Raw genomic sequence first — 21,187 nt, 5'->3', positions numbered from 1 at the left:
CCTTCTATTAAACAACAAGAAGAGGTCTTTTAATTTATAAAAAACACCCTCCTTATCTTTCAGGCGAAAATCAGCCTGCTGGATTTGGCACAGCACTCCTATTAAGTCCGCTGCCGAGACATCTTCGGGCCAGTCCCTCCGTCTCTCTTGATAAGAAGATCAAAATTATATAATTTATAAAATATTACGATGCCTGTCAGAAAAGTACCAGGCTGGAAGCTTGCTGAAACCATCTTAGTTTGTGAAAGTGACATCGAAGTCGTTTTGAAAAGCAAATATAAGAGTACAGCATTTTGTCTATTTTCGCAAGGTTTAGTTTTAAAGTATTCACATGCACTTCTTACTGATTAATAAGAGATCTTGAAATGTGCAGTTAATCAGTACAATGAGTCTTCTATGATATTTATCGGGACGGAATTAATATAAAAAGAGGTCTAATGACCTCTCAGCAAATTTGTTGTATTAGGTTAGGTGAATTTTTTTTAGTCGAGTTCACATCAGTCGATACCTCAAAAGCTTCCATTAGTTCCGAATCGAATGACTTTAAATACTGCTGCAGATATGCAGGATCATTAATGGATGGATTCAACCAATCTTTTTCATCTTCTGGATTAAGGATTACAGGCATGCGATCATGAATGCTGGTCATCAGCTCATTAGGAACGGTTGTTATAACGGAGCACGTGTAGATGCTGCGGCCTTCAGGGGATTTCCAGGATTCCCATATACCGGCCATTCCAAATGGAGCATGATTCTTCAGTTTTATTCGCATCGGTATTTTTCTTTCTGGTGTCTTCTTCCATTCATAAAATGAGTCAGCGATTATCAAGCATCTCTTCTTCTTATACGCATTCTTAAAGCTAGCTTTCTCTGCAATGGTTTCCGCTCTGGCATTGATCATTTTATAGCCCACTTTTTCGTCTTTTGCCCAGAAAGGAATGAGTCCCCACCGAAGATATCCAAGTCGGTTCATTGCCCCGTCATTAATGACGGATAGCACGGATTGGGAGGGAGCAATATTGTAGCTGAATTGGTATTCCTCATCAAATGATCCTTGAATATCAAACCGATCTTTTATTTCTTCAATGTCAGTGAAAAGGGTGAAACGTCCACACATAATATCGCCTACCGTATTAAGATTTATTACAGTGTAACAAATGGAACGGGAAGGCACAAATCAGCGTTCTAAAATCCTGATGTCGGTAAATGGTTGATTAAATAATTCGCTGGAAATCAAAAGGGTGCCAAGGACTTCTCTTTCATCTTCAGCTTTAATGATTTCCGACAAAATTAAGGTACTGCCATTCCTTACCGTTACTTTATATTCCTTCATGGAATCCCCCCTCAAAAGGCTAGATGGTTGTTATTATAAACCAAAAACCCACAAGTATCAGTATTGAACTATGGCAGAGTCATGGTTAATCTTCTAATGAAGAGGCCGCATGGAGGTTCCTTTACACTTTAAAGGGTTAGTCGAACAATGCCCGGGACCATAAATCCTTGATAGGCGGCAAAAAAAGACTGTCCATGAATGATTCATGGACAGTCAGGATCTGTCAAAGGTTTTTCGCTTCAATACCGATAATTGATTAAGGAGATGGCATTGAGGAAAGCCATTCATTATTTAAAATGCAGTAAAACCTCATTTATTAAATGTGCTGCCAATGTAACGGTTTTATTATTTTCGTCCAACGAAGGATTCACTTCCGAGATATCAAAGGAGAGGATCTTTTCATTCGATACGATATGCCTGATAATGGCACGGACCAATTTCGGATTCAGTCCAAACGGCGATGGAGCACTTACCCCAGGTGCGTAGGCTGAATCAATAACGTCTGTACATAATGTAAGAATAATGTAGTCATATTCCTTAGCGAAATCATTTATCCGCCGCTTAGTTTCATCCATTTCGTTCAATGATAAATCTTCTTCCAAAATGTAGTCAACCTTACTTCTCTCGGCAGTTTCAAACAGTGCCTTCGTATTCCCCTGCTTCTGAATTCCGATACATAAATAGCCACAACTTTGATCTTCGTCCAAAATCTGCTTAAACATCGTTCCTGATGAACTTTCTTTTTCATAAGGCCTCATATCAAAGTGAGCGTCAATATTAATGATCCCCAATCTAGCTTTGGGTCCAATGGATTTCCTAATCCCAAGATAATGGCCATACAGGGTTTCGTGCCCTCCCCCAAGTATGATAGGAATCGCTTTACTCTCCAGTATCCGGGTAACAGCCGATCCCAGTTGGGATTGGGCGGCCTCCATCTCTGTACCTTCACATATTACATCGCCAGCATCCACCAGCTCGGTTTGGGAGGGTAAATGGCAGGGTAATTTTGCCAATGACTGCCTAATATGATCAGGCCCCTCTGCAGCACCAATCCTGCCTTTATTCCTTTTGACGCCTTCATCACATTTGAAGCCAATCAATCCAAAGGTACTTGATGCATTGGAAGAGATGGCTAATTCAGAAATCGGTGCCAAACGTACTCTTTGGTGGTATCTGAAGCTGCCCATGTCAGATTGCGAATCAATTCTTCCATTCCAATATTTTAAAGTCGGATTTGTATACATAATTTCTCCTTTATTTAAAAAATTCCGAAATATCTTTTTTCAAAATTATAAATGAGATAATATATAATTACCAATACAAAATTTCAATATATCTATAGTTTAAAGCTATAGAAAGGAGAATATATGGATCTTCGTCAACTTCGATATTTCACTACAATTGTCCGGGAAAAGAATTTCTCAAAAGCGGCAAAAATGCTGCATATATCACAACCTTCCCTAAGTAATGCCATAATGAAATTAGAAAATGAAGTTGGTTTTCAGCTTTTGGAACGTAATACAAGGGGGCTTGAGCTTACGGAAGCAGGGGGGATTTTTTATACGAGATCCGTTGATCTGTTAAGAAGATTCGATAATATGCAAGTGGAGCTTAAGGAAATGAAGGATGTTGGAAGCGGAACCGTATCAATAGGTTCCATAGAATCATTCAAATTTTGGTTCCCGAAGATAATCAAGAATTTTAAAATCAATTATCCTAATATTCATATAAAAGTCAGGGAAATATTAGGGGAAGAGAAGGTTTTCGATTCGTTAAATCGGTATAATGTTCATTTCACCATCACGAACCAGCCCATCAACAACGATGAAATTCTGTCCACTCCCCTTTATAATGAAAAATTCATGCTTTTGATCCATAAAGATGACGAGTTAAACGAAAAAGAGTCCATCACTTTCCAAGACATAGCAAAGAAAGAATTGATCATCAGTACAACTGGATTTCAAACAAGAGATGATATCTTAAGAGCATTTAAGGGTGAAAATGCACTTCCCAATATCCTATATGAAATAGAAAGGCTTGAAACGGCTTGCAGTTTGGTGGAAGCAGGGCTTGGGGTTACAATTTTACCGGAAAACTATATAAGATCCGCTGCAACCCCCAATACTGCAATTCGCGCGATCGATTCGAATTATTTGGAAAGGACTGTTTACCTGGCTTATTTGAAAGATCGATATCTGTCTCCTGCGGTATGTAAGTTGATCGAGGACATACATAGCTTTTTTAAGGGTGATGTTAGGAACGGGGACTAAAAAAATCCAACAATAATGACAAAAAAAACATTCCCCAAATGCACATTGCACAAGGGGAATGTTTGATTAAATGCTCTGGCCGTTTTCCTTATTAACATCTTGCTAGAGGAATTTCATTCTATATTCTTCAGGGTAAAATTAATTCGTGACACTGCCATCATCATCTGGATCTTCAATATCCGCCGGATCTTTTTCCAGTAGTGCCTCTTTGTCTTTTTCGTTCCATTTTGCTTTATATCCTAATGATTGTGCTACTCTTAACACCGGTAGATACGATTTTTTATCTGGTTTAAAAGTTTCTAAGTCCCCTGTTCCAATTGCACCCAAACCAAGTAACAATTTGTCTGATTGGATATAGGGTTTTTCATCTATCAGTTTCATTTGTTCAGCTGTATAAGGATAAACGGCTCCATTCACTTTTAAGGTAAATGGTCCCTTTTTTTCTTCTTTTATTTCTTTTGGCTTTTTCGATTTATAGGAAACATTATACACTCCTTGAACAGTTCCTTCTCTCGTATTATCGGCTCCTCCATACATTTTCCCCTTTTCATAATCATAAATAACAGCTTGCACATTTCCGATATGCTGGGGTTTTTCTTCATAAACATGGCCTTTTGCCATTAACTCCAACCGAGTATTTTGTTCAATTCCCGGTTCCCATCTAACTGTCGGATATCCAGCGGAATAAATACGTGGCGCTAAAATGGCATCTTGAATTGGCATTTTATGATCAAGCACGTTCATAATCGTTTCAGATACAGATGCTATTATCGTCGCTCCCCCAGGTGAACCAATGGCCATGAAGGGATTGCCATCCTTTAATACGAAGGTCGGGGACATACTGCTTCTTGGTCTTTTTCCTGGTTCCACCTGGTTAACTCCACCCGGTGTTGCATCAAAATCCGTCATTTCATTATTTAGCATGAATCCATAATCAGGTACCATGATACCTGATCCGAATACTTGCTCGATTGTAGTCGTATAAGCAACCATATTTCCCCATTTATCCATTACAGAAAAATGGGTTGTTTGACCGATCGGTGTTTTCTCCTCTTTTACCTTTTTCATTGGAGTGGGTTCTTTGCCCTCATACTTCCATGGATCGCCTGCTTTGACATCAGCTGTTGATCTATTTGGTTTGATGAGTTTTCGCCTTTCTTTAATATAATCTTCATCCAATAGTCCTTTTGTAGGTACATCATAAAAATCTTCATCTGCCATATAGGCAGCTCGATCGGCAAAAGCAAGATGCATGGCTTCCGTGAGATAATGAAGATACTCAGGTGTGTTCGCCCCCATCTTTTGTACATCGAATCCTTCCATAAGCTCTAGGATTTGTAGAACGGTCAAACTGCCTGAGCTTGGTGAAGCTGCCCCTACCACTTCAAATCCCCTATATTCCGATTTAATCGGCTCTCTTTCTTTCACCTCATAGTTTTGCAAATCCTCAGTTGTCATCGTTCCTTCACGCTTTTGAACTTCTTTGGTAAGTGCTTCCCCGATTTCACCTTTATAAAAAGCCTTGGAACCTTGTTTTTTTATTAACTTAAGAGTCTTTGCCAGATCTGGCTGAACGAGGGTGTCTCCCTCTTCCAATGGCTTTCCGTCTGGTACAAAAACTTTTGCAGCCGCTTGGTTATTTTTAAGCTTTGTTACATTTTCATCGATATATTGTGCTGTTGCCCAATTGACTCTTACCCCTTGTTCAGCTTGTTTAATGGCCGGTCCTATGACTTGTGATAATTTCAATGTTCCATATTTATCCAGAGAAGTCTCTACACCCATCAGAGTTCCAGGAACAGCAACCGCTTTACCAGATGTGTGCCGCTTACTAAAAGGAACAGGTTTTCCCTTTTCATCTAAAAAAAGTTCAGGCGTAACATTTTTCGGTGCCATTTCGCGATTTTCAATCATCGTTATTTTATTTTCCTTTTTATTATAAATCATGATAAAACCACCGCCACCGATTCCAGACATCATTGGTTCAACTACATTTAACGATAATTGAATGGCTGCTGCTGCATCGACTGCGTTTCCACCTTGTTTTAATATCTTTATGCCCGCTTCAGCTGCTAACGGGTGGGAAACTGATACGATACCTTTTGTTGCTCCCTTTCCCATTGACCCATCCACTCCAGGGACACTTGCAAAAGCTGGTGTCATCATACAAAAGAAACTGAAAGTAACTAAAATAAAACTTTTTAAAAATTTCATGAATTAGTCTCCTTTCAAAAATAAAACAAATTGGGATTTACCATAAGCCAACTGGATATACGAGCAAATGACTCTGCTTTTGCAAGTAGGAATATGCTGGTCGATCTCTGCAGTCTGCACATTCCCTGCTCTCTTTAATGTTTCACTTCAAAAAATCACCCCCCGAATGCCGCGATAATACCGGTTAACGTCAAAATCATAATCAATAAAAAACACTTATGAATTTTTCGAAAAAACTCCACCTCATGTGTTTTCATCAACTGCAAAAAATTATAATGTTATTATTCTACCAACCACCTTACTTTCCCTTTTTTTACAAAATTAGACACACCCTCCAAAAGCACTAGCAATCCATTAAAAAGTTTTATATAAATCAAAACAACAAACATAAATGTGTAATAACACCTATTATAAACAAGAAAAATCGGTTATTTAATAGGGATATTTTACCTTTTATTACCTTTTCTTCCTTTCTTTAAGGATAATATTGACTCTTCCAATTTAGAAATATATTATTGTTATAAACTTATAAGACTATGTTATAAAATCAACATCCTAGCATTTCTATCCTTTAATAGTTATTTCCAGCTTTTGATAGAGAGGGAATTAAAAGTTCACCCTTTCTTTTACCAGCAGGTTTTAGCCATGTATTTTCAAATCCAACTGAAGTGGGTGATTGTTTGAATTTCCTATCCCTCCGCTATTTCATAGAGGTTTCTAACCATCTTAGTTTCAGTGAGGCTTCCAAAACCCTGCATATATCCCAGCCCGGACTTAGCCAACAGATTTTATCCCTCGAAAAACAATTAGGCTTTAAACTATTGAATCGAACGACAAGAAAAATTACATTGACGGAAGAAGGTGAGTACATCTATAAAAAACTAGCTCCTTCCTTCGAAGATATTGAGAAAACAGTGAATTACATAGTTGAAAATAAAGCCATCCCCAAGCCTAAACTGAAGATTGCTACCGTCCCTTCTGCAGCTAGTATATATATCCCGAAGTTATTGAAAAAGATAGTGGGGGATTACCCGGAAACAGAATTTTACGTGCATGAAACAACATCTTCAAGGGCTGTAAAACTCTTAAACCAACAAAATTATCACATCGGTTTCATCCGGACGCCCATTAACAGTAACATCATTGCCAATGAAGGATTAAGCATGATTGAATTCATGAGGTTCCCTTTACAATTGGTCGTCTCCATTGATCATCCACTAGCCCAAAAAGATGCTATACATTTATACGAAGCAAAAGACGAACCTTTTATCCATTATGATTCCGTCCAAGCACACTCCCTTCAATTCCTTTTGGAAAAGGCTTGTCTGACTGCTGGATTTTCACCTAAAGAATTATGTAAAGGCTCTGAATTACTGACGATCGCCAATCTAATATCCAATAACTTAGGCGTAGCGCTCATGCCGGAAGATATGGTGAGTTTGTTGGGAAAACGCCAAGTCAAAGCCTTGAACATCGATAACTCGGAATTATCAAGTTCCATATCGGCAGTTTGGAAAAACACGGATGCATCAAGTCTGACTAAGCATATTTTGAATACGTTAAAAAATGATCATGCTTTTAGCGACATATGAAATTATTTATTAGGAAAATATGCTAAACGACTCGGAATGAAAAGGGTCATTTATAATAAGAACTATACTAATCGGTATTAAAAAGCCCCATTTCTCTTGTGACATAGAGAAATGGGGCTTTTAATATAATTTCAACTCTTAAACTTCTTATTGGCGATGGGACGGGACCCCTTCCATAATTTATTAAAACCTTAAATTAGCAAACTCTCCTTATTGGTAGTGACTAATTATATCAATGCATAGCATGATTTGACTTAAGAAAATATAAATACTCCATTCCCTCAGCGGTGATCTTAGTGCCGGCCCTTCCTCTGCCTTTGACGACAAATCCTTCGATTTCTAAAATATCCAAGCGGCGACGGATTTGCTGAGGGGACAAGACAAAGTCCGATTCTTGACTCTGACTAGAAATCAGTTCTCTGCTTGCAGCTTTTCCTTTATCGTTGTATTGCTTGATTACTTCCAAGATGAAAGTGCGCTCCTGAATTTCCAGCATACTTTCACAGACGGGATAATCTGCCGTAACACTTTCTTCCGCATGCCCGTGCATGAACGGAAGATCCCTCTTCGTCACGATATTCCCCTCACAAACCGTCAGCATGTAATCGATCGTGCTTTTAAGTTCCCTTATGTTGCCGGGCCATTCATATTGCATGAAAAACTCCATAACGTCTTGCTCTACTTTTACCCACTTCCCGCTTTTTGTGATGAGATGCTTTATCAAAAGTGGAATATCCGCTCTTCTCTCTTTTAGTGACGGTATGTAAAGATTGAGTACATTCAGACGGTAAAACAAGTCTGTTCTGAATGAACCGTCCCGCATCTTATCATGAAGATTTTTATTCGTCGCAGTGATCACCCTGACATTTATGGGAATGATTCTCTTGCCGCCAATTCTGCGGATTTCACCCTCCTGAAGAACTCGAAGCAGATGGGATTGAACTGTGAGACTTATGTCACCAATTTCATCCAAAAAGATAGTCCCGTTATCCGCCATTTCAAACAGTCCTTTCCTGCCTCCCCTTTGTGCTCCTGTAAATGCCCCTTCTTCATAACCAAACAATTCACTTTCAAGTAAAGTTTCTGTTAAAGCACTACAGTTAACCGCTAGAAACGGCCCGTTCTTTCGCAATGAATGATCATGAATCGCATGAGCAAACAGCTCTTTTCCTGTTCCTGTCTCTCCCTGAATCAAAATCGGGTGCTCAGACAGGGCAAGCTTCTTGGCAATCTGCTTACGCTCTTTCATTACTTCATTCTCGCCGATAATATCTTCAAAGCGGTATTTTGAATAAAAGCCTTGATTTCGCATTTCCCTTTGTGCAGTCTTTTCTATTTCGAAAGCTTGATGTACGCTTTTGAAGGTTGCGACGATTGTATTTTCTTTCATCATTTGCAATCGAAAAATTACGACATCCACTCCGTCTATGTTGAAGAACTTGCTTTCGTCATTACTTCCCATGATGAAATCGATAATATCCCGGCGATTCAATACATGCTCTAGATACTTATTAACCACATCTTTTGCATCAACATGGAATAATGCCGCAAGCTGGTTATTGAATACCGTTATCAGCCCTTCCTCGTTAACGACCAATATGCCGTCATCGACAGTCCCCAACACATTTTGGATATGATCGCTCATTTGCTTGGCATCACGCTCTGCATATAACAGCTTCCGTTGTAATTCAATGATATTGCTAATATACCTTTCTGAAATCTTTGAGGATATATCCTTGTGTAAACCACAGCATTCTACAACTTCCAAAATTGTTGTTATATCAAAAAGACGCACACCTATATCGATTACTTCTTTTATGTAAGAAGGACATAGGTGAGTTTCTCCTGGTGAAACGGCTATTTGGACATTCTCATAAAATAATATCCCCTTCCTGAAAGGGATAAATTGAACATGATCGACACCAAGCTGATATAAGGATTCAATAAGGTTCATAGTTGCATCATCATCATCATTCACCAAAAGAACTGCCGAACCCTCTGGTATTCTTAATAGCTTGTCAATGTATTCATGATTAACAGTTCTCTTTCCCACGATTATTTTCTCGGGATTTACGCTATACATTCCCTCTTTCTTATCATAAGCGGCATCTGATGAAAACAAGATAATTCCATCTCCCAGAGAACGAGGTATTCCCTCATCGGTAGAATGGCTTTTGACGTGCACGTAGTCTCCAAGCAGTTGTTCCAGTTGCTCCTGCAAGGCTTCCTTTGTTTTTGAGCTTCCCGCTATAAGTGTAAGTGAGGATTTTGACATAAAAACACCTACCTGTCTTTAATTGGTACTATTATATCACCAAAAAGAACCATTAAAGACCTAAAACTTCAATTCAACCATTAAGTTTTCATAAAAATCAATTACCCCATATTGGCACAGATTTTGCATATCTATTGACATTGACGTGCCTATGGTTTTGAAAAGGAGGGAAACAGCAGAATACTAGAAAAACAGATGATAGCCGATAGGCCGGCAATATTTTGTAAGCGTATTAGTTCCATGAACTTATTTTAAATTCAAAGGAGAGACACTTATGAGCCGAATAGAAGAGAAAGCTGTTTTGCTGGAAACAGCGGGGGAAAAAGAGAGAAAAATCAATGTTTTTGTATTGCTGCTCTGCATTCTCGCCATAGCAACTCTATTTACTTACATTTTGCCGGCCGGGGAATATACACGAATCGAAGCAGATGGACGGACAACTGTTGACGCCACTTCTTTTAAATGGATAGAATCTGCACCGGTGGAATTTTTCGATATGATAAAAGCTATTCACACAGGAATGGTTGAAGCCGGCAATATCATCTTTTTCTTATTGATTATTGGAGGGTTTTTCGGTGTTTTAAGAGCAACAGGGACGGTTGATGTGCTTATCGCCACAATGGCTCGGAAGTTGGCGACACGTGAAAAGCTATTAATTCCTGTCGTGATGTTGTTTTTTGCTGTAGGCGGCTCCTTAATGGGAATGGCGGAAGAAACACTAGCATATCTTCCTCTTATCATTCCGCTCGCGTTGGCTCTCGGATTCGATACAATTACAGGAACCGCCATCGTCATTGTTGGGGCATTGTCGGGGTTCACGACTGCCATAATGAATCCATTCACAGTAGGACTAGCGCAAGGCATTGCTGAATTGCCGATGTTCTCAGGTATAGGGTTACGCCTTATTTTATTTATTATCGTCTACCTTGTTTCCGTTCTTTATATCCATCGTTACGCAATGAAGGTAAAGAAAAATCCTTCCATCGGTATCTATGGGAAATATACAAAAGAAGAATCGAAAAAACTGCTGCAATCAAGTGGGAAGTTAACAGCGAGACATAAGTTCATCTTAGGCAGTTTCTTAATTAACTATATCGTCTTGGCGTTTGGAGTCATCAAGTTCCAATGGTACATGACAGAAATCGCTGCCTTATTCATTATATTGACAATTGTTATTGGAATCATCGGAAAATTGTCTGCGGATCACATTGTCAGCTCCTTTACCAATGGATCTGCAGCCTTGCTGGGCGGTGCTTTGATTATTGGCGTATCACGCGCCATTCTTGTTGTATTGAATGAGGGACATATCGTCGACCCTATGCTCCATCAAATATCTGAAACTATTCAGCATGTTCCGGCCTATTTAAGCGTTGCCGGCATGTACAGCTTCCAAACTCTCATTCATTTTATTCTAGCTTCCGGCACCGGCCATGCGATGTTGACCATGCCAATTATGGTTCCGCTCGCAGACTTATTGGATATTACACGTCAAACTGCAGTGTTGTCTTTCTCTTTTGCGGACGGAATTGGAAATATGATTTTCCCGACCGCTACCACCTTGATGGCGGGCTTGGCAATTGCAGGCATACCTTGGACAAAATGGGCGAAGTGGATTCTGCCCCTAGTACTCATTCAATATCTCATCGGATTAATAGCCGTCATCATGGCTCACTTCATCGGATATGGTCCATTCTGATAAAAATCACGAATTAATTACAGGAGGAGAAACGCATTGCTTACTTTAATCAAAAATGGCGAGATATACTCACCCAATTACTTAGGACGGAAAGACGTTTTGATCACAAATGATAAAATCGCATTCATCGATGACAGTATCGAGATTCCTGACAACTTTGCTCCTATTCATATCATTGATGCGACCAATCTTTTAGTTGTTCCAGGTTTCATAGATTCACATGTTCATATTATTGGCGGAGGCGGTGAGGGCGGATTCAAAACCCGCACCCCTGAGCTGATGCTTACGGATATTACGACTTCCGGTATTACAACGCTGGTCGGCTTGCTCGGTACGGACGGAACTACGCGTAGAATGGAAAGCCTGCTTGCCAAGGCCCGGGCGCTTGAAGAAGAGGGTATTTCCTGTTTCATTCATACAGGTTCCTACCAGGTGCCAGTAAAAACATTGACAGGAAAAATCGAAGATGACCTTATACTCATCGACAAAATCATCGGTGTCGGGGAGATTGCCATCTCCGACCATAGATCATCAGAACCCACTTTTGAAGAATTGACCAAGATCGCCGCAGCGGCACGCAACGGTGGTATTCTGTCAGGAAAAGCTGGTATATTAGAAGTTCATGTAGGAGACGGAGATGGCGAGCTCTCGTTGTTACATGCAATTGCTGATAAAACCAACATTCCGATTCGGCAGCTCCATCCGACACATATCAACCGAAATGAAGAATTATTCAAGGCGGGAATTGATTACGCTAAGCGCGGCGGGTACGTAGACTTTACAACAAGCACCATTCCTCAGTTTCTGGATGATGGCGAAGTGAAGTGCAGCATTGCCTTGCGGATGATGCTTGAAGAAGGGGTACCAGTCGGACACATAACCTTCTCTTCAGACGGACAGGCCAGCCTTCCGTTTTTCAACACCCATGGAGAGTATGCAGGCCTTCAAGTGGGAAAAGTATCTTCGCTATATCAGGAAGTGCGTGATTCTGTTTTAGAAGAAGGAATCCCCCTTGAAACGGCACTGAAGGTCATCACCACGAATCCCGCACAAGTGCTGAAACTATCGAACAAGGGCAATATCCAAACCGGGAAGGATGCAGATATCGTACTATTGCAAAAGGAAACTTTGGCAATTAGCACTGTAATGGCAAGAGGACAAGTTATGGTAGAAAAGGGTATTCCGTTGATAAAAGGAACATTTGAATGAGTTAAGACAAGATACCCGTTATCGAAAAATTTACACGACTAGCATTGTTTAAGATTTCGTATTAGGTATCTCCTATCCTTAATTGGTCCGTATTTCCCAGAAGTCCATCCTGGTTTAATCATATCCATTGCAATGGTAAAAAAGCATGCTCACTGGCCACTATGAATATTCTGCTGTCCCGATCGATTCAGGTAAACAATCATTTATTCTTAAATTCTTTGTATTAGCCATCGTAGGTGCAATGGGATTTTATTTCACCAAAGGTATAACCGAACCGCCCCATGTCGTGGCAGAATAACCGGGGATTTTGTTAGAAAGCAACCTATTATTTAACACTAACAAGCATGCTCATTTCTATCTTTTACTTACAAAGATTAATATTTTGAAGAATCGCTATAGAGACGTTACTTAAACAAACTAAAAAGTCGAATTCCTAACCGTGAAGGAATTCGACTTTTATTTTTCAGTCATCTTAGCCTGTCTCCTTTGCTGAACTATCAACCAGTTAGTTCATTAGGCAACAAAACCTGTAAAGCCTCGATATCTACTTTAAGTTTCATCTCCATTAAAAATCAGGACTATCGAGACCCCTATCCATCACTCTTTATTTTGCGTCTGGCTACGTGCATTTCTTCAGAATAGGCTTATTGCCAAATATATCAACCGAATAAGGAAGTACTATGCAACGGCTGAACTTTCGCCATGGGATCAATATAGGCTTTGGCATTATTAACTGCCGTAGGGCCTTCACCAAATCCGGAAGCAATTAATTTAACCTTTCCATCATACGTACAAATATCCCCGGCCGCGTAAATGCCTGAAATGTTTGTTTCTTGTTTGGAATTAACGATAATTGCATTTTTATTGATGTTTAAACCCCATTCTTTAATCGCTCCAAGAGAAGAGACAAAGCCGTAATTAATAATTAAATCATCTACGTCAACCACTTCTTTTTGTTGAGTCTTAGTATGTTCTAAAACAATTTGAGAAATTTGATCTGCTCCAACCAGTTCGGAGGGAATATAAGGTGTTTTGACCTCAACAGAGGAATTCACTAATTTTTCTACACTATGTTCATGGGCACGGAATTTATCTCTTCTGTGTATCAATGTTACCTTTTCTGCAATCGGCTCTAACATAAGGGCCCAATCAACAGCAGAATCCCCACCGCCTAGAATCGCCACTTTTCTTCCTTTAAATCGGTTCATATCATTCACGAAATAATGCAAATTCTTATTTTCGAACTGTGTTGAATCTTCCAATTCCAGTTTACGGGGTTGAAAGGCTCCATTTCCAGCAGTAATGATAACTGATTTAGAAAAATGAGTATCAAGGTTTGTGGTGATCTTAAATGTTCCGTCTTCTTGCTTTTCCATCTGCTCAACTGCTTCTTCAAGACAAATTGTTGGTTCGAATACTTTCATTTGTTCTTTTAAATTCTCTATCAATTCCTGTGCCCTTACTTTTGGAAATCCAGCTATATCATAAATGAATTTTTCGGGATAAAGAGCCGAGAGCTGTCCTCCCAATTGAGGAAGACTTTCAAGGATTTTTACCTTTGCTTGCCTCATTCCGCCATAGAACGCCGTAAACAAGCCAACTGGGCCGCCGCCAATAATTGTTATGTCATATACCTTCTTATCTTCTGTCAATGTAATCACTCCTTGTTTTTCTAGGTTGGTTGTTCATACTGAACGTGATTTACAGGTTGTAAGGGATTGACTTGTAATGTTTACACAAGTAATTCTTCCTTTTCACCTTATAATAATTATGGATAATATTGTAAAATATCCACCCTTTCAAAAGACAAACTAGTGACGTCAATTTCCCTAGTTTTAAAATCTATAAATCTATAATCAGTACAAACGCCCTCATTGATTATATCTATAAATATTATTCAAATTTATTAGGGTTACCATCAAAGGATATTTGAGCCACTTTTATAGAATCGGTTGGACATCCTTCTGAAGCATCTATCATATCTTCCTCGAGTTCTTCTGGTATAATCGTTGCCCCAACATTATTATCCAATATAACAAACGCAATACCTTCTTCATCGTAATCATAAATATCCGGAGCTGAAGCACCACAAGCTCCGCAAGCAATACAAGTTTCTTTATCCACGATTGTATAATTAGCCATTTTTACTATCCATTCCTCTCTATAATCTAAACCCTGTTTTTTACTAAGGCATTTATAGAAGCCTTAAGCTATCGAATTCGTTTTTACCCTACTCAATATTGTTCAAAAATTCCAAAATGCTTGAATTAAACTTTTCAGGATTTTCCTGGTAACACAAATGACCGCCTTCTGGAATTATCACTAGCCGGGAGTTTATTAACTCTTCATGAATTGCTTCCGACTCCTTTATAGGAGTTACAGTATCCAACTCACCACAAATTACAAGAACAGGAACATCTATATGAGATAACGATTTCATTTGATTTAGATGATAAAGTGAATATGCTACCGAACGATACCCTGCTGGTCTTATCTGTGTCATAATCTCTTTTACTCGTGTATGGACTTTTTCTGAAGCATGGGGGGATAGCAGTGCTTGTATCCTCTTTTCCGCTATCTCCTCTGTAGAAAGGTTTTCAATTGAAAATAATCGATTTTTCAATTTCGTCTCGTTCTCTTCTGGGGTTAGAGCAGCAGCCCCTCTTGTCGAATCGGCTAATATTAGTTTATTAATCTTATCAGGGTACAGGCAACAGTACTCTATCGCAATTGCTGCTCCCATTGAATGGCCGAGCAGGTGGATTTTTTCCAACTTTAGCTGATCCATCATGCCGTTCAGAATACGCGCAAACTCTTTAAAATTTCTAAATTCTTCAGCTGGATCTGAACTTTTCCCATAACCCGGGGCATCCCATGCAATTACTGTATAATGCTCCTTTAATTCCTGGATCTGTTCCTTCCATGACTGTGAATTATTGCTCATACCATGTAATAATACTAAAGGTTCTCCATTACCTTCTAATTCATAATGTATACTTAAATCTTCTACTTTTACGTATGGCATAATATCAGTCCCCCTTATTTTTTTGGGCATAACTTTGAACAATACAGTTTAGGTAATAACTTGAAATATATTACCTTAAAATAGCAAATGATTTACTAAAATAATATTTCGCCTGGAAATAGCTTTCGTTTTGATCTGATAAAAAAAGTGCTTCCTTTTTCTTGAAGATAAGCAGGAAAATCGACTTCCGTTCCCGTCTTTCAACTTAACTAAAACAGTATTCAAAAACTGTGCCAGCTTAGCCAAGTCCTCGCACTGACAATCCGCCGTCGCTTGAAATGATTTCACCGGTGATCGCACGTGATTCGTCAGAAGCTAACAGCACATACGCCGCAACGTGATCTTCCGGCATCTGGGCAAGTTGAAGAATATTCCGTTTTTTAATGCTGCTTGCTTTCGTATCATTATCGACGATTTTCACAAATGGACGCAGCGGTGGAATCACCGTGAGTGCTGTCAATGTCCCACCTGGGGCTACCGCATTCACCCGGATGGAAGGAGATAGTTCGAACGCAAGCTGGCGCATCAATCCAATTTGGGCGTGTTTGCTCGCTGTGTACCATACACCGCCGCCATCTGGATAAAAACTTGCACCGGACACGGTAAAAATAATATTGCCATTTGTTTTTTTCAGTTCTTCAAGAGCGGCTTTAGCCCCGAAAAAAGAGCCTTTTACGTTAATATTGAGAAGGAAATCATACGCTTCGGAAAGCGCCTCAGGAGTCACATCGGCAAATTTGGCAAATCCATCGAACACGCCGGCATTCGCAACGAAAACATCTAACTTTCCGAATTGCTCAACAGTAGCTTGGACCGCTTGCTCATTGTCTTCGTATTTGCTTACATCTCCCTGATAAGTAAGGATATTTTCACCAAATTCTTCTTTCATTTTCGCCAACGTGTCTATAGAGCGGCCGATAATACTCACTTTTGCTCCTTCTTGTATAAAACGGCGTGTGACAGCCTCTCCTATTCCAGAAGCTCCCCCTGTAATCAATACGACTTTATCTTTTAAGGCCATGCCCATTGTCTCCACCCCTTCTGTTATCTTTCAACCGTGATGAATGGTTATCCAAAGATCCATTCAAGTATAAGGTCTTGTAAGCGAGCACATATTTTTTAATAATGATCATATTCTGTTTTGTATACAAAACAGTGTTTTTTTATATAAACAATTCTAAAATGTAATCGCTTTATTGTCAATGTAAGCTATAAAAAAACTGAAGCCATCGTTCGGGAAAACATTACTTGTTTTCTATCAATCTGTGGTTATCCTTACTCCTATGTACTCGTCAATGAGTATTCAAGATTTTATTGTGGTTTCTCAGTAAGAATCCAGCGCCCCTTCTTACTGAGAAACCCTACTAAAAAACGTATTATATTAACTTTTTGCTCTCTATAAAGTTAGTTTGTTTCCTGTCGTATTACTTAGGTGATATTCAGCAACTTCTTGTTTAATCATAAACAAGTACGCAACAAACCCAAGAGTGGCTGCTACGATCAGCATGGCAATCGAGGGACCAAAATCACCGCCGGACAAATCGCGGCTCCACCCCATAATATAGCTTGAAAATCCACCCATAATATTTGTGAATCCCATTAAACCGGCTGCGCGGCCCGCTGTTTCAGGTGTTGAAAATTTGATGATGAAGAAATTGGTTAGATGGAACATTCCACCCTGAGTTCCCATTGCAAGCCCCATGGAAACGCCGGCAAAAATAGGATTCGGTGTAATGACAGCGATTGTCAAAAATACAGCTGTTAGTATGAACAGAATGGTCGCAAGCAAACTCGGGCGCTTCGTTTTGTCCGCCAGAAATCCGCCAGCTAGGACAAATCCAAGCGCGAATAGCCACGATAATGAAGTAATGCCAGTCATTGCTTCCCTTTCAAAGCCTTTGGCTTCAACGAGATATGTAGGCAACCAAATACTGATTCCAAAGAAAAGAAAGGACGACATCAAATTGCCGAACCAAACAACCCAATAACGATAATCCTTTGCGAAGAATTGCTTCGACTGAACATCATCCGCTTCGTCTTTTTGGCGAATATAGGAGACTTCTTCATTACTCATGCGTGGATGTTCTTCTGGCGTATTACGAGTCAAAAACAGGAACATTGGAATATTTATAAACAAGTTAAAGGCGGCGAGAGCAAAGAACGCGGCCTGCCAATGAAACGTTGAAATAATTAGAATGAGCATAACGGTACCCACTGCCGGGCCAAGGTAGTTTCCAGTAATCCAGAATGACTGTGCCCTTCCAAGCTCTCGTTTATTAAACCAATTCGAAATGAATTTACCCGATATCGGGATCATCATACCTTCCCCAATTCCGAGGATGACTCTACTAATTAAAAACATTTCGTATGAAGTGGACAGCCCTCCCATGACCATTGTCGCTGTCCATACCAGTAAACCTAAAACTGCTGTTTTCCGTGCCCCTAACTTGTCGATAATAACTCCCCAAAAAATGTTGGAACAGGAGTATGAAATCATGAATATAAAGGAGATCAAGCCAATTTTTGCATTTTTATCCGGGCCAGTTAAACCAAGATCACTTAAAAATCCCGGATCGGTTTGGATAACAGAGATACCTACTTTATCAATCTGGCCGAAAAACCAGAAGAAAAAAATAGGAATCGCAATGTACAACCATCTTTTTTGACCTTGTAACATGTTATTTCCCCCTTATAATAGGCTCATTTGAATGCGCTTTCATGATTTTCAATAAAGAAAATGACTATCATTCCATCAAACTTCACCAACTCCCCCTTTCAAAAAATAGCAGTAACTTCTGTTTCATATAAAAAACAATGTTACCGATATTTAATGTTATATTGAATTTTCATAATAGTCAATAATATTCAGATTAATATTTTTTCAACAGAAAAAGTAGTTTTATATACAAAACTAAATAAGGTGTTGTTTCGATGAAAACAAGCCGAAACAACACCTTAATCGAGCCTTAGGTAATGCAACTCAATAACTTTTTTGACACTTCATTAACCGAAGCGAGAAAATGTCCATCATGTCCAAAATCCGGGGATGCTGCGGACTGAAGATCTACTTAGTCTAGTGTCCGTTCAAGTAAAAGGTTTTAACCGGGAACAGTATGGCGGTTTCTCCAAAGGAGATAACCTTGGATTCCTGTCCAACACCCCAATATATGCTGCCGCTTGAGGTGAATAAAGCATATGTTTCGTCAACCGCAACTCCACAACACCTGCGATGGGTGACCCCAAAGTTGAAGTATGATTCTCCAATATATCACCTCATACATTGCCGTATTTCCTTTTATAACGATTCTTTATAAATATATAAAAATTAACTATTTTTATTATTTATCACTCAATGTTAGCATTTTGTTATAAGTTATTTGAAAGGATGAGAGATGAATGACTATGCAATTTTCTGAATTCGCAGTATTCGGGCTGGGTCCCATCGGAATTGAAATTCTACGCAGTGCTTATCAAACGAATCCTCAAACGATTATCGGTGTTGTCGATATTGATCCCGAAAAGGCAGGAAAGGATATTGGCTTACTAATCAATGAAAAGGAAACGAACAAGTTTGTAGTCTCCCATATACAGGATGTAAATACTGAAGCAGACCACCCTATCGCATTACATGCAACCGGTTCCAACGCACAACAAGTTTGGCCCCAGATCAAAGAGCTTCTAGATCACGGCTTTTCAGTGGTTTCCACTTGTGAACAGCTTTCTTTCCCTTGGCATCGCTACCCTCAACTTTCAAAGGAAATAGATGATTATGCCAAAGCAAAAGGGCTTAGTGTCATTGGGACCGGAATCAATCCAGGTTACATCATGGACACTATGGCCATTTCTTTTACAACAGTATTGACCACGGTTAACCAAATCAAGGTCAATCGTAAAGTTGATGTTTCGAAAAGGCGCCTCCCCTTACAAAAAAAGGTCGGAATCGGGATGACTAGAGAAGAGTTTGAATTTTTAGCTGAACGGAATAAAATTGGGCATGTGGGTCTTGAGGAGTCTGTTAGGTTAATCGCTTATGGGCTGAATTGGGAACTTTCAAGTGTTATCAATACCATTGAACCAACGATTGCAATCGAAAATATGACCGTTCCGCTAACTACTATAAAACCAGGGGATGTTAATGGGCTTCATCAAATCTCCACGGGCAAGACAGTGGACGGAAAGATAATTTCCTTGGATTTAACGATGTCTGCAGGTATTAAACAAGAAGATGAAATCGTTATTGATGGGAACGAAACCCAAAGGTTGATTGTTCCCAACGGAATTTTTGGAGATACCGCAACCGCTGCGATGATTATCAATACCGCTAAGCAAATTGATGCCCTCCGTAAACCAGGTTTACTTACAATGGCTGACATCGGGGTGCCGAGAAATATAAATCAATCTGACTTTGTGCATATTTAATGGCTAACCAACAATCTTGCGTATAAGTCTTATTATATTAGAAAAGGTGAACCCCGAATGGTTCACCTTTTTCGTCCTGGCCAGATAGTTTTGCATGCCAACATGACAAAAAACCACCATAAGCGGTGGCTCAGCTTCCTACATATAGAATCCACTATCTTATGTACATTATCTTATTTCAGGAAAATATATTCCGAAAATGACATGATTTTTCCATTTTCATTATTAATGTGTTTGAGAACCCAGTTTCACGGAAATGGCCTTGGCGGCTTTCGTTACTTTGTCAATCAAATCAGGCAAGCGCTCTTCCTGAAATCTTGCTTCAATCCCAGCCACACTAATACCAGCCACTATTTGACCTTTACCATTGAGTATCGGTGCACTTACCGCTTTTGTATAATCCTCAAGTTCTGATGAAGTTATCGTGTAACCATCCAATCTCGCTTCATTCAAAGCATGACGGAGTTTAGTTTTATCCGTTATCGTTCCAATGGCGATTGGTTTTAATTGAACGCTTTCCAAATAATTTTCCCGCTCTTCTTCCGGCAAATACGCTAGGATGATTCGAGAATCGCCAGCGTACAATGGCGAACGTCTACCAATGGATGTATAAAGGCGAACAGGATGCAGGGTGTCCACCTTTTCAATATACATCGCTTCATCCTTATCCCTCACAATTAAATTCACTGCTTCTTCAACATCATCCCGAAGGTCTTTCATGATGGGATAGGCGATTGACCTGATATCCAAACGCTCCCCTACCAGTTGGCCAAACTGCAGGAATATCAGTCCAAGTGAATAATGGCCATCATCGTCCTTTGTTAAAAACCCCATTTCCTCCAATGATCCAGCCATACGGTGTAACGACGTTTTCGGCAAATTGGAAAGTTCCATCATTTCATTAAAAGTCAGTTTCGGATGATTTATGAAAAGGGTTAGGATTTGCATGGATTTCACGACGGTCTTGTTATGTGCCTGCATACATTGTCTCCTTTCATGATACATGTTTTCCTTAACTATCATTCTATTATAAAACATGGAGGAAAGGATGTAATCAATATAACCGTATTCATTGTTTTTTCGTTAACTCTCTGACTGTATTCTCGTTTGCTTTTCCAGCTTTATTTTCATTGTGATCGAATCATTTTAACATC

General features: G+C 39.5%; 17 protein-coding genes and 1 riboswitch. Of the genes, 5 read left to right on the top strand and 12 right to left on the bottom strand.

Annotated features, from left to right (window positions below; all coding sequences use genetic code 11):
• Window positions 1-49: 49 nt before the first annotated feature.
• Window positions 50-157: riboswitch (SAM riboswitch) on the bottom strand.
• Between the two features lie 288 nt (window positions 158-445).
• From MKY17_RS11645 to hutG, 3 genes are all read right to left on the bottom strand, one after another.
• The gene (locus MKY17_RS11645) at window positions 446-1,117 is read right to left on the bottom strand and encodes an SOS response-associated peptidase (RefSeq protein ID WP_339201935.1); all 672 of its coding nucleotides are present in this window, start codon (window positions 1,115-1,117) and stop codon (window positions 446-448) included.
• A gap of 60 nt (window positions 1,118-1,177) precedes the next feature.
• Window positions 1,178-1,333 carry a hypothetical protein gene (locus tag MKY17_RS11640; protein WP_339201932.1) on the bottom strand — a complete coding sequence of 52 codons (156 nt, stop codon included), beginning with the start codon at window positions 1,331-1,333 and terminating at the stop codon, window positions 1,178-1,180.
• A gap of 287 nt (window positions 1,334-1,620) precedes the next feature.
• Window positions 1,621-2,577, bottom strand: a complete 957-nt coding sequence (gene hutG, locus MKY17_RS11635) for a formimidoylglutamase (RefSeq protein WP_339201929.1) — start codon at window positions 2,575-2,577, stop codon at window positions 1,621-1,623.
• Between the two features lie 123 nt (window positions 2,578-2,700).
• Between hutG and MKY17_RS11630 the strand changes: the two genes are divergently transcribed.
• On the top strand, window positions 2,701-3,603 hold the full coding sequence (locus MKY17_RS11630) for a LysR family transcriptional regulator (protein ID WP_339201928.1): 903 nt from the start codon (window positions 2,701-2,703) through the stop codon (window positions 3,601-3,603).
• 138 nt (window positions 3,604-3,741) lie between these two features.
• Here MKY17_RS11630 and ggt read toward each other — a convergent pair whose 3' ends face one another.
• Complete coding sequence (ggt, locus tag MKY17_RS11625; protein ID WP_339201926.1) at window positions 3,742-5,817, bottom strand: gamma-glutamyltransferase; 2,076 nt, start codon at window positions 5,815-5,817, stop codon at window positions 3,742-3,744.
• A gap of 680 nt (window positions 5,818-6,497) precedes the next feature.
• Here ggt and MKY17_RS11620 point away from each other — a divergent pair.
• Window positions 6,498-7,409, top strand: a complete 912-nt coding sequence (locus MKY17_RS11620) for a LysR family transcriptional regulator (RefSeq protein ID WP_142323970.1) — start codon at window positions 6,498-6,500, stop codon at window positions 7,407-7,409.
• Between the two features lie 232 nt (window positions 7,410-7,641).
• On the opposite strand, the gene MKY17_RS11615 is transcribed toward MKY17_RS11620, so the two are convergent.
• Window positions 7,642-9,684, bottom strand: coding sequence for a sigma 54-interacting transcriptional regulator (locus MKY17_RS11615; protein ID WP_339201924.1), 2,043 nt, complete (start codon window positions 9,682-9,684; stop codon window positions 7,642-7,644).
• 274 nt (window positions 9,685-9,958) lie between these two features.
• Between MKY17_RS11615 and MKY17_RS11610 the strand changes: the two genes are divergently transcribed.
• Together MKY17_RS11610 and iadA are read left to right on the top strand one after the other, a co-directional pair.
• A complete protein-coding gene (locus tag MKY17_RS11610; RefSeq protein ID WP_098371826.1) occupies window positions 9,959-11,380 on the top strand; it encodes a YfcC family protein in 1,422 nt (473 codons plus the stop codon).
• Between the two features lie 36 nt (window positions 11,381-11,416).
• A complete protein-coding gene (gene iadA / locus MKY17_RS11605; RefSeq protein ID WP_098371825.1) occupies window positions 11,417-12,589 on the top strand; it encodes a beta-aspartyl-peptidase in 1,173 nt (390 codons plus the stop codon).
• A gap of 659 nt (window positions 12,590-13,248) precedes the next feature.
• Here the strand turns inward: iadA and MKY17_RS11600 are convergent.
• The 6 genes from MKY17_RS11600 to MKY17_RS11575 form a co-directional block, all read right to left on the bottom strand.
• A complete protein-coding gene (locus tag MKY17_RS11600; RefSeq protein WP_142323969.1) occupies window positions 13,249-14,241 on the bottom strand; it encodes an NAD(P)/FAD-dependent oxidoreductase in 993 nt (330 codons plus the stop codon).
• 241 nt (window positions 14,242-14,482) lie between these two features.
• On the bottom strand, window positions 14,483-14,731 hold the full coding sequence (locus tag MKY17_RS11595) for a ferredoxin (RefSeq protein ID WP_098371824.1): 249 nt from the start codon (window positions 14,729-14,731) through the stop codon (window positions 14,483-14,485).
• Window positions 14,732-14,819: 88 nt separating this feature from the next.
• Window positions 14,820-15,614, bottom strand: coding sequence for an alpha/beta hydrolase (locus tag MKY17_RS11590; protein ID WP_098371823.1), 795 nt, complete (start codon window positions 15,612-15,614; stop codon window positions 14,820-14,822).
• 238 nt (window positions 15,615-15,852) lie between these two features.
• Window positions 15,853-16,641 carry an SDR family NAD(P)-dependent oxidoreductase gene (locus tag MKY17_RS11585; protein WP_260286232.1) on the bottom strand — a complete coding sequence of 263 codons (789 nt, stop codon included), beginning with the start codon at window positions 16,639-16,641 and terminating at the stop codon, window positions 15,853-15,855.
• A gap of 369 nt (window positions 16,642-17,010) precedes the next feature.
• Window positions 17,011-18,291, bottom strand: a complete 1,281-nt coding sequence (locus MKY17_RS11580) for an MFS transporter (protein ID WP_098371822.1) — start codon at window positions 18,289-18,291, stop codon at window positions 17,011-17,013.
• A gap of 407 nt (window positions 18,292-18,698) precedes the next feature.
• Window positions 18,699-18,878, bottom strand: a complete 180-nt coding sequence (locus MKY17_RS11575; protein WP_098371821.1) for a hypothetical protein — start codon at window positions 18,876-18,878, stop codon at window positions 18,699-18,701.
• 132 nt (window positions 18,879-19,010) lie between these two features.
• Here MKY17_RS11575 and MKY17_RS11570 point away from each other — a divergent pair, with 132 nt between their 5' ends.
• Window positions 19,011-20,033, top strand: a complete 1,023-nt coding sequence (locus MKY17_RS11570; protein ID WP_098371820.1) for a hypothetical protein — start codon at window positions 19,011-19,013, stop codon at window positions 20,031-20,033.
• A gap of 225 nt (window positions 20,034-20,258) precedes the next feature.
• Here MKY17_RS11570 and MKY17_RS11565 read toward each other — a convergent pair whose 3' ends face one another.
• The gene (locus MKY17_RS11565; RefSeq protein ID WP_098371819.1) at window positions 20,259-21,014 is read right to left on the bottom strand and encodes an IclR family transcriptional regulator; all 756 of its coding nucleotides are present in this window, start codon (window positions 21,012-21,014) and stop codon (window positions 20,259-20,261) included.
• Window positions 21,015-21,187 lie beyond the last annotated feature (173 nt).

It is taken from the genome of Peribacillus sp. FSL P2-0133 (assembly GCF_037975445.1).
GTDB classification, from domain to species: domain Bacteria; phylum Bacillota; class Bacilli; order Bacillales; family DSM-1321; genus Peribacillus; species Peribacillus simplex_E.
Note: the sequence above shows the minus strand (reverse complement) of the source record. Positions and strands in the feature narration are given on the sequence as shown.

Coding starts and splice junctions, on each gene's coding strand:
- MKY17_RS11645 (WP_339201935.1), bottom strand. CDS start 1,117: ATGTGTGGACGTTTCACCCTTTTCACTGACATTGAAGAAATAAAAGAT.
- MKY17_RS11640 (WP_339201932.1), bottom strand. CDS start 1,333: ATGAAGGAATATAAAGTAACGGTAAGGAATGGCAGTACCTTAATTTTG.
- hutG (WP_339201929.1), bottom strand. CDS start 2,577: ATGTATACAAATCCGACTTTAAAATATTGGAATGGAAGAATTGATTCG.
- MKY17_RS11630 (WP_339201928.1), top strand. CDS start 2,701: ATGGATCTTCGTCAACTTCGATATTTCACTACAATTGTCCGGGAAAAG.
- ggt (WP_339201926.1), bottom strand. CDS start 5,817: ATGAAATTTTTAAAAAGTTTTATTTTAGTTACTTTCAGTTTCTTTTGT.
- MKY17_RS11615 (WP_339201924.1), bottom strand. CDS start 9,684: ATGTCAAAATCCTCACTTACACTTATAGCGGGAAGCTCAAAAACAAAG.
- MKY17_RS11610 (WP_098371826.1), top strand. CDS start 9,959: ATGAGCCGAATAGAAGAGAAAGCTGTTTTGCTGGAAACAGCGGGGGAA.
- MKY17_RS11595 (WP_098371824.1), bottom strand. CDS start 14,731: ATGGCTAATTATACAATCGTGGATAAAGAAACTTGTATTGCTTGCGGA.
- MKY17_RS11590 (WP_098371823.1), bottom strand. CDS start 15,614: ATGCCATACGTAAAAGTAGAAGATTTAAGTATACATTATGAATTAGAA.
- MKY17_RS11585 (WP_260286232.1), bottom strand. CDS start 16,641: ATGGGCATGGCCTTAAAAGATAAAGTCGTATTGATTACAGGGGGAGCT.
- MKY17_RS11580 (WP_098371822.1), bottom strand. CDS start 18,291: ATGTTACAAGGTCAAAAAAGATGGTTGTACATTGCGATTCCTATTTTT.
- MKY17_RS11570 (WP_098371820.1), top strand. CDS start 19,011: ATGACTATGCAATTTTCTGAATTCGCAGTATTCGGGCTGGGTCCCATC.
- MKY17_RS11565 (WP_098371819.1), bottom strand. CDS start 21,014: ATGCAGGCACATAACAAGACCGTCGTGAAATCCATGCAAATCCTAACC.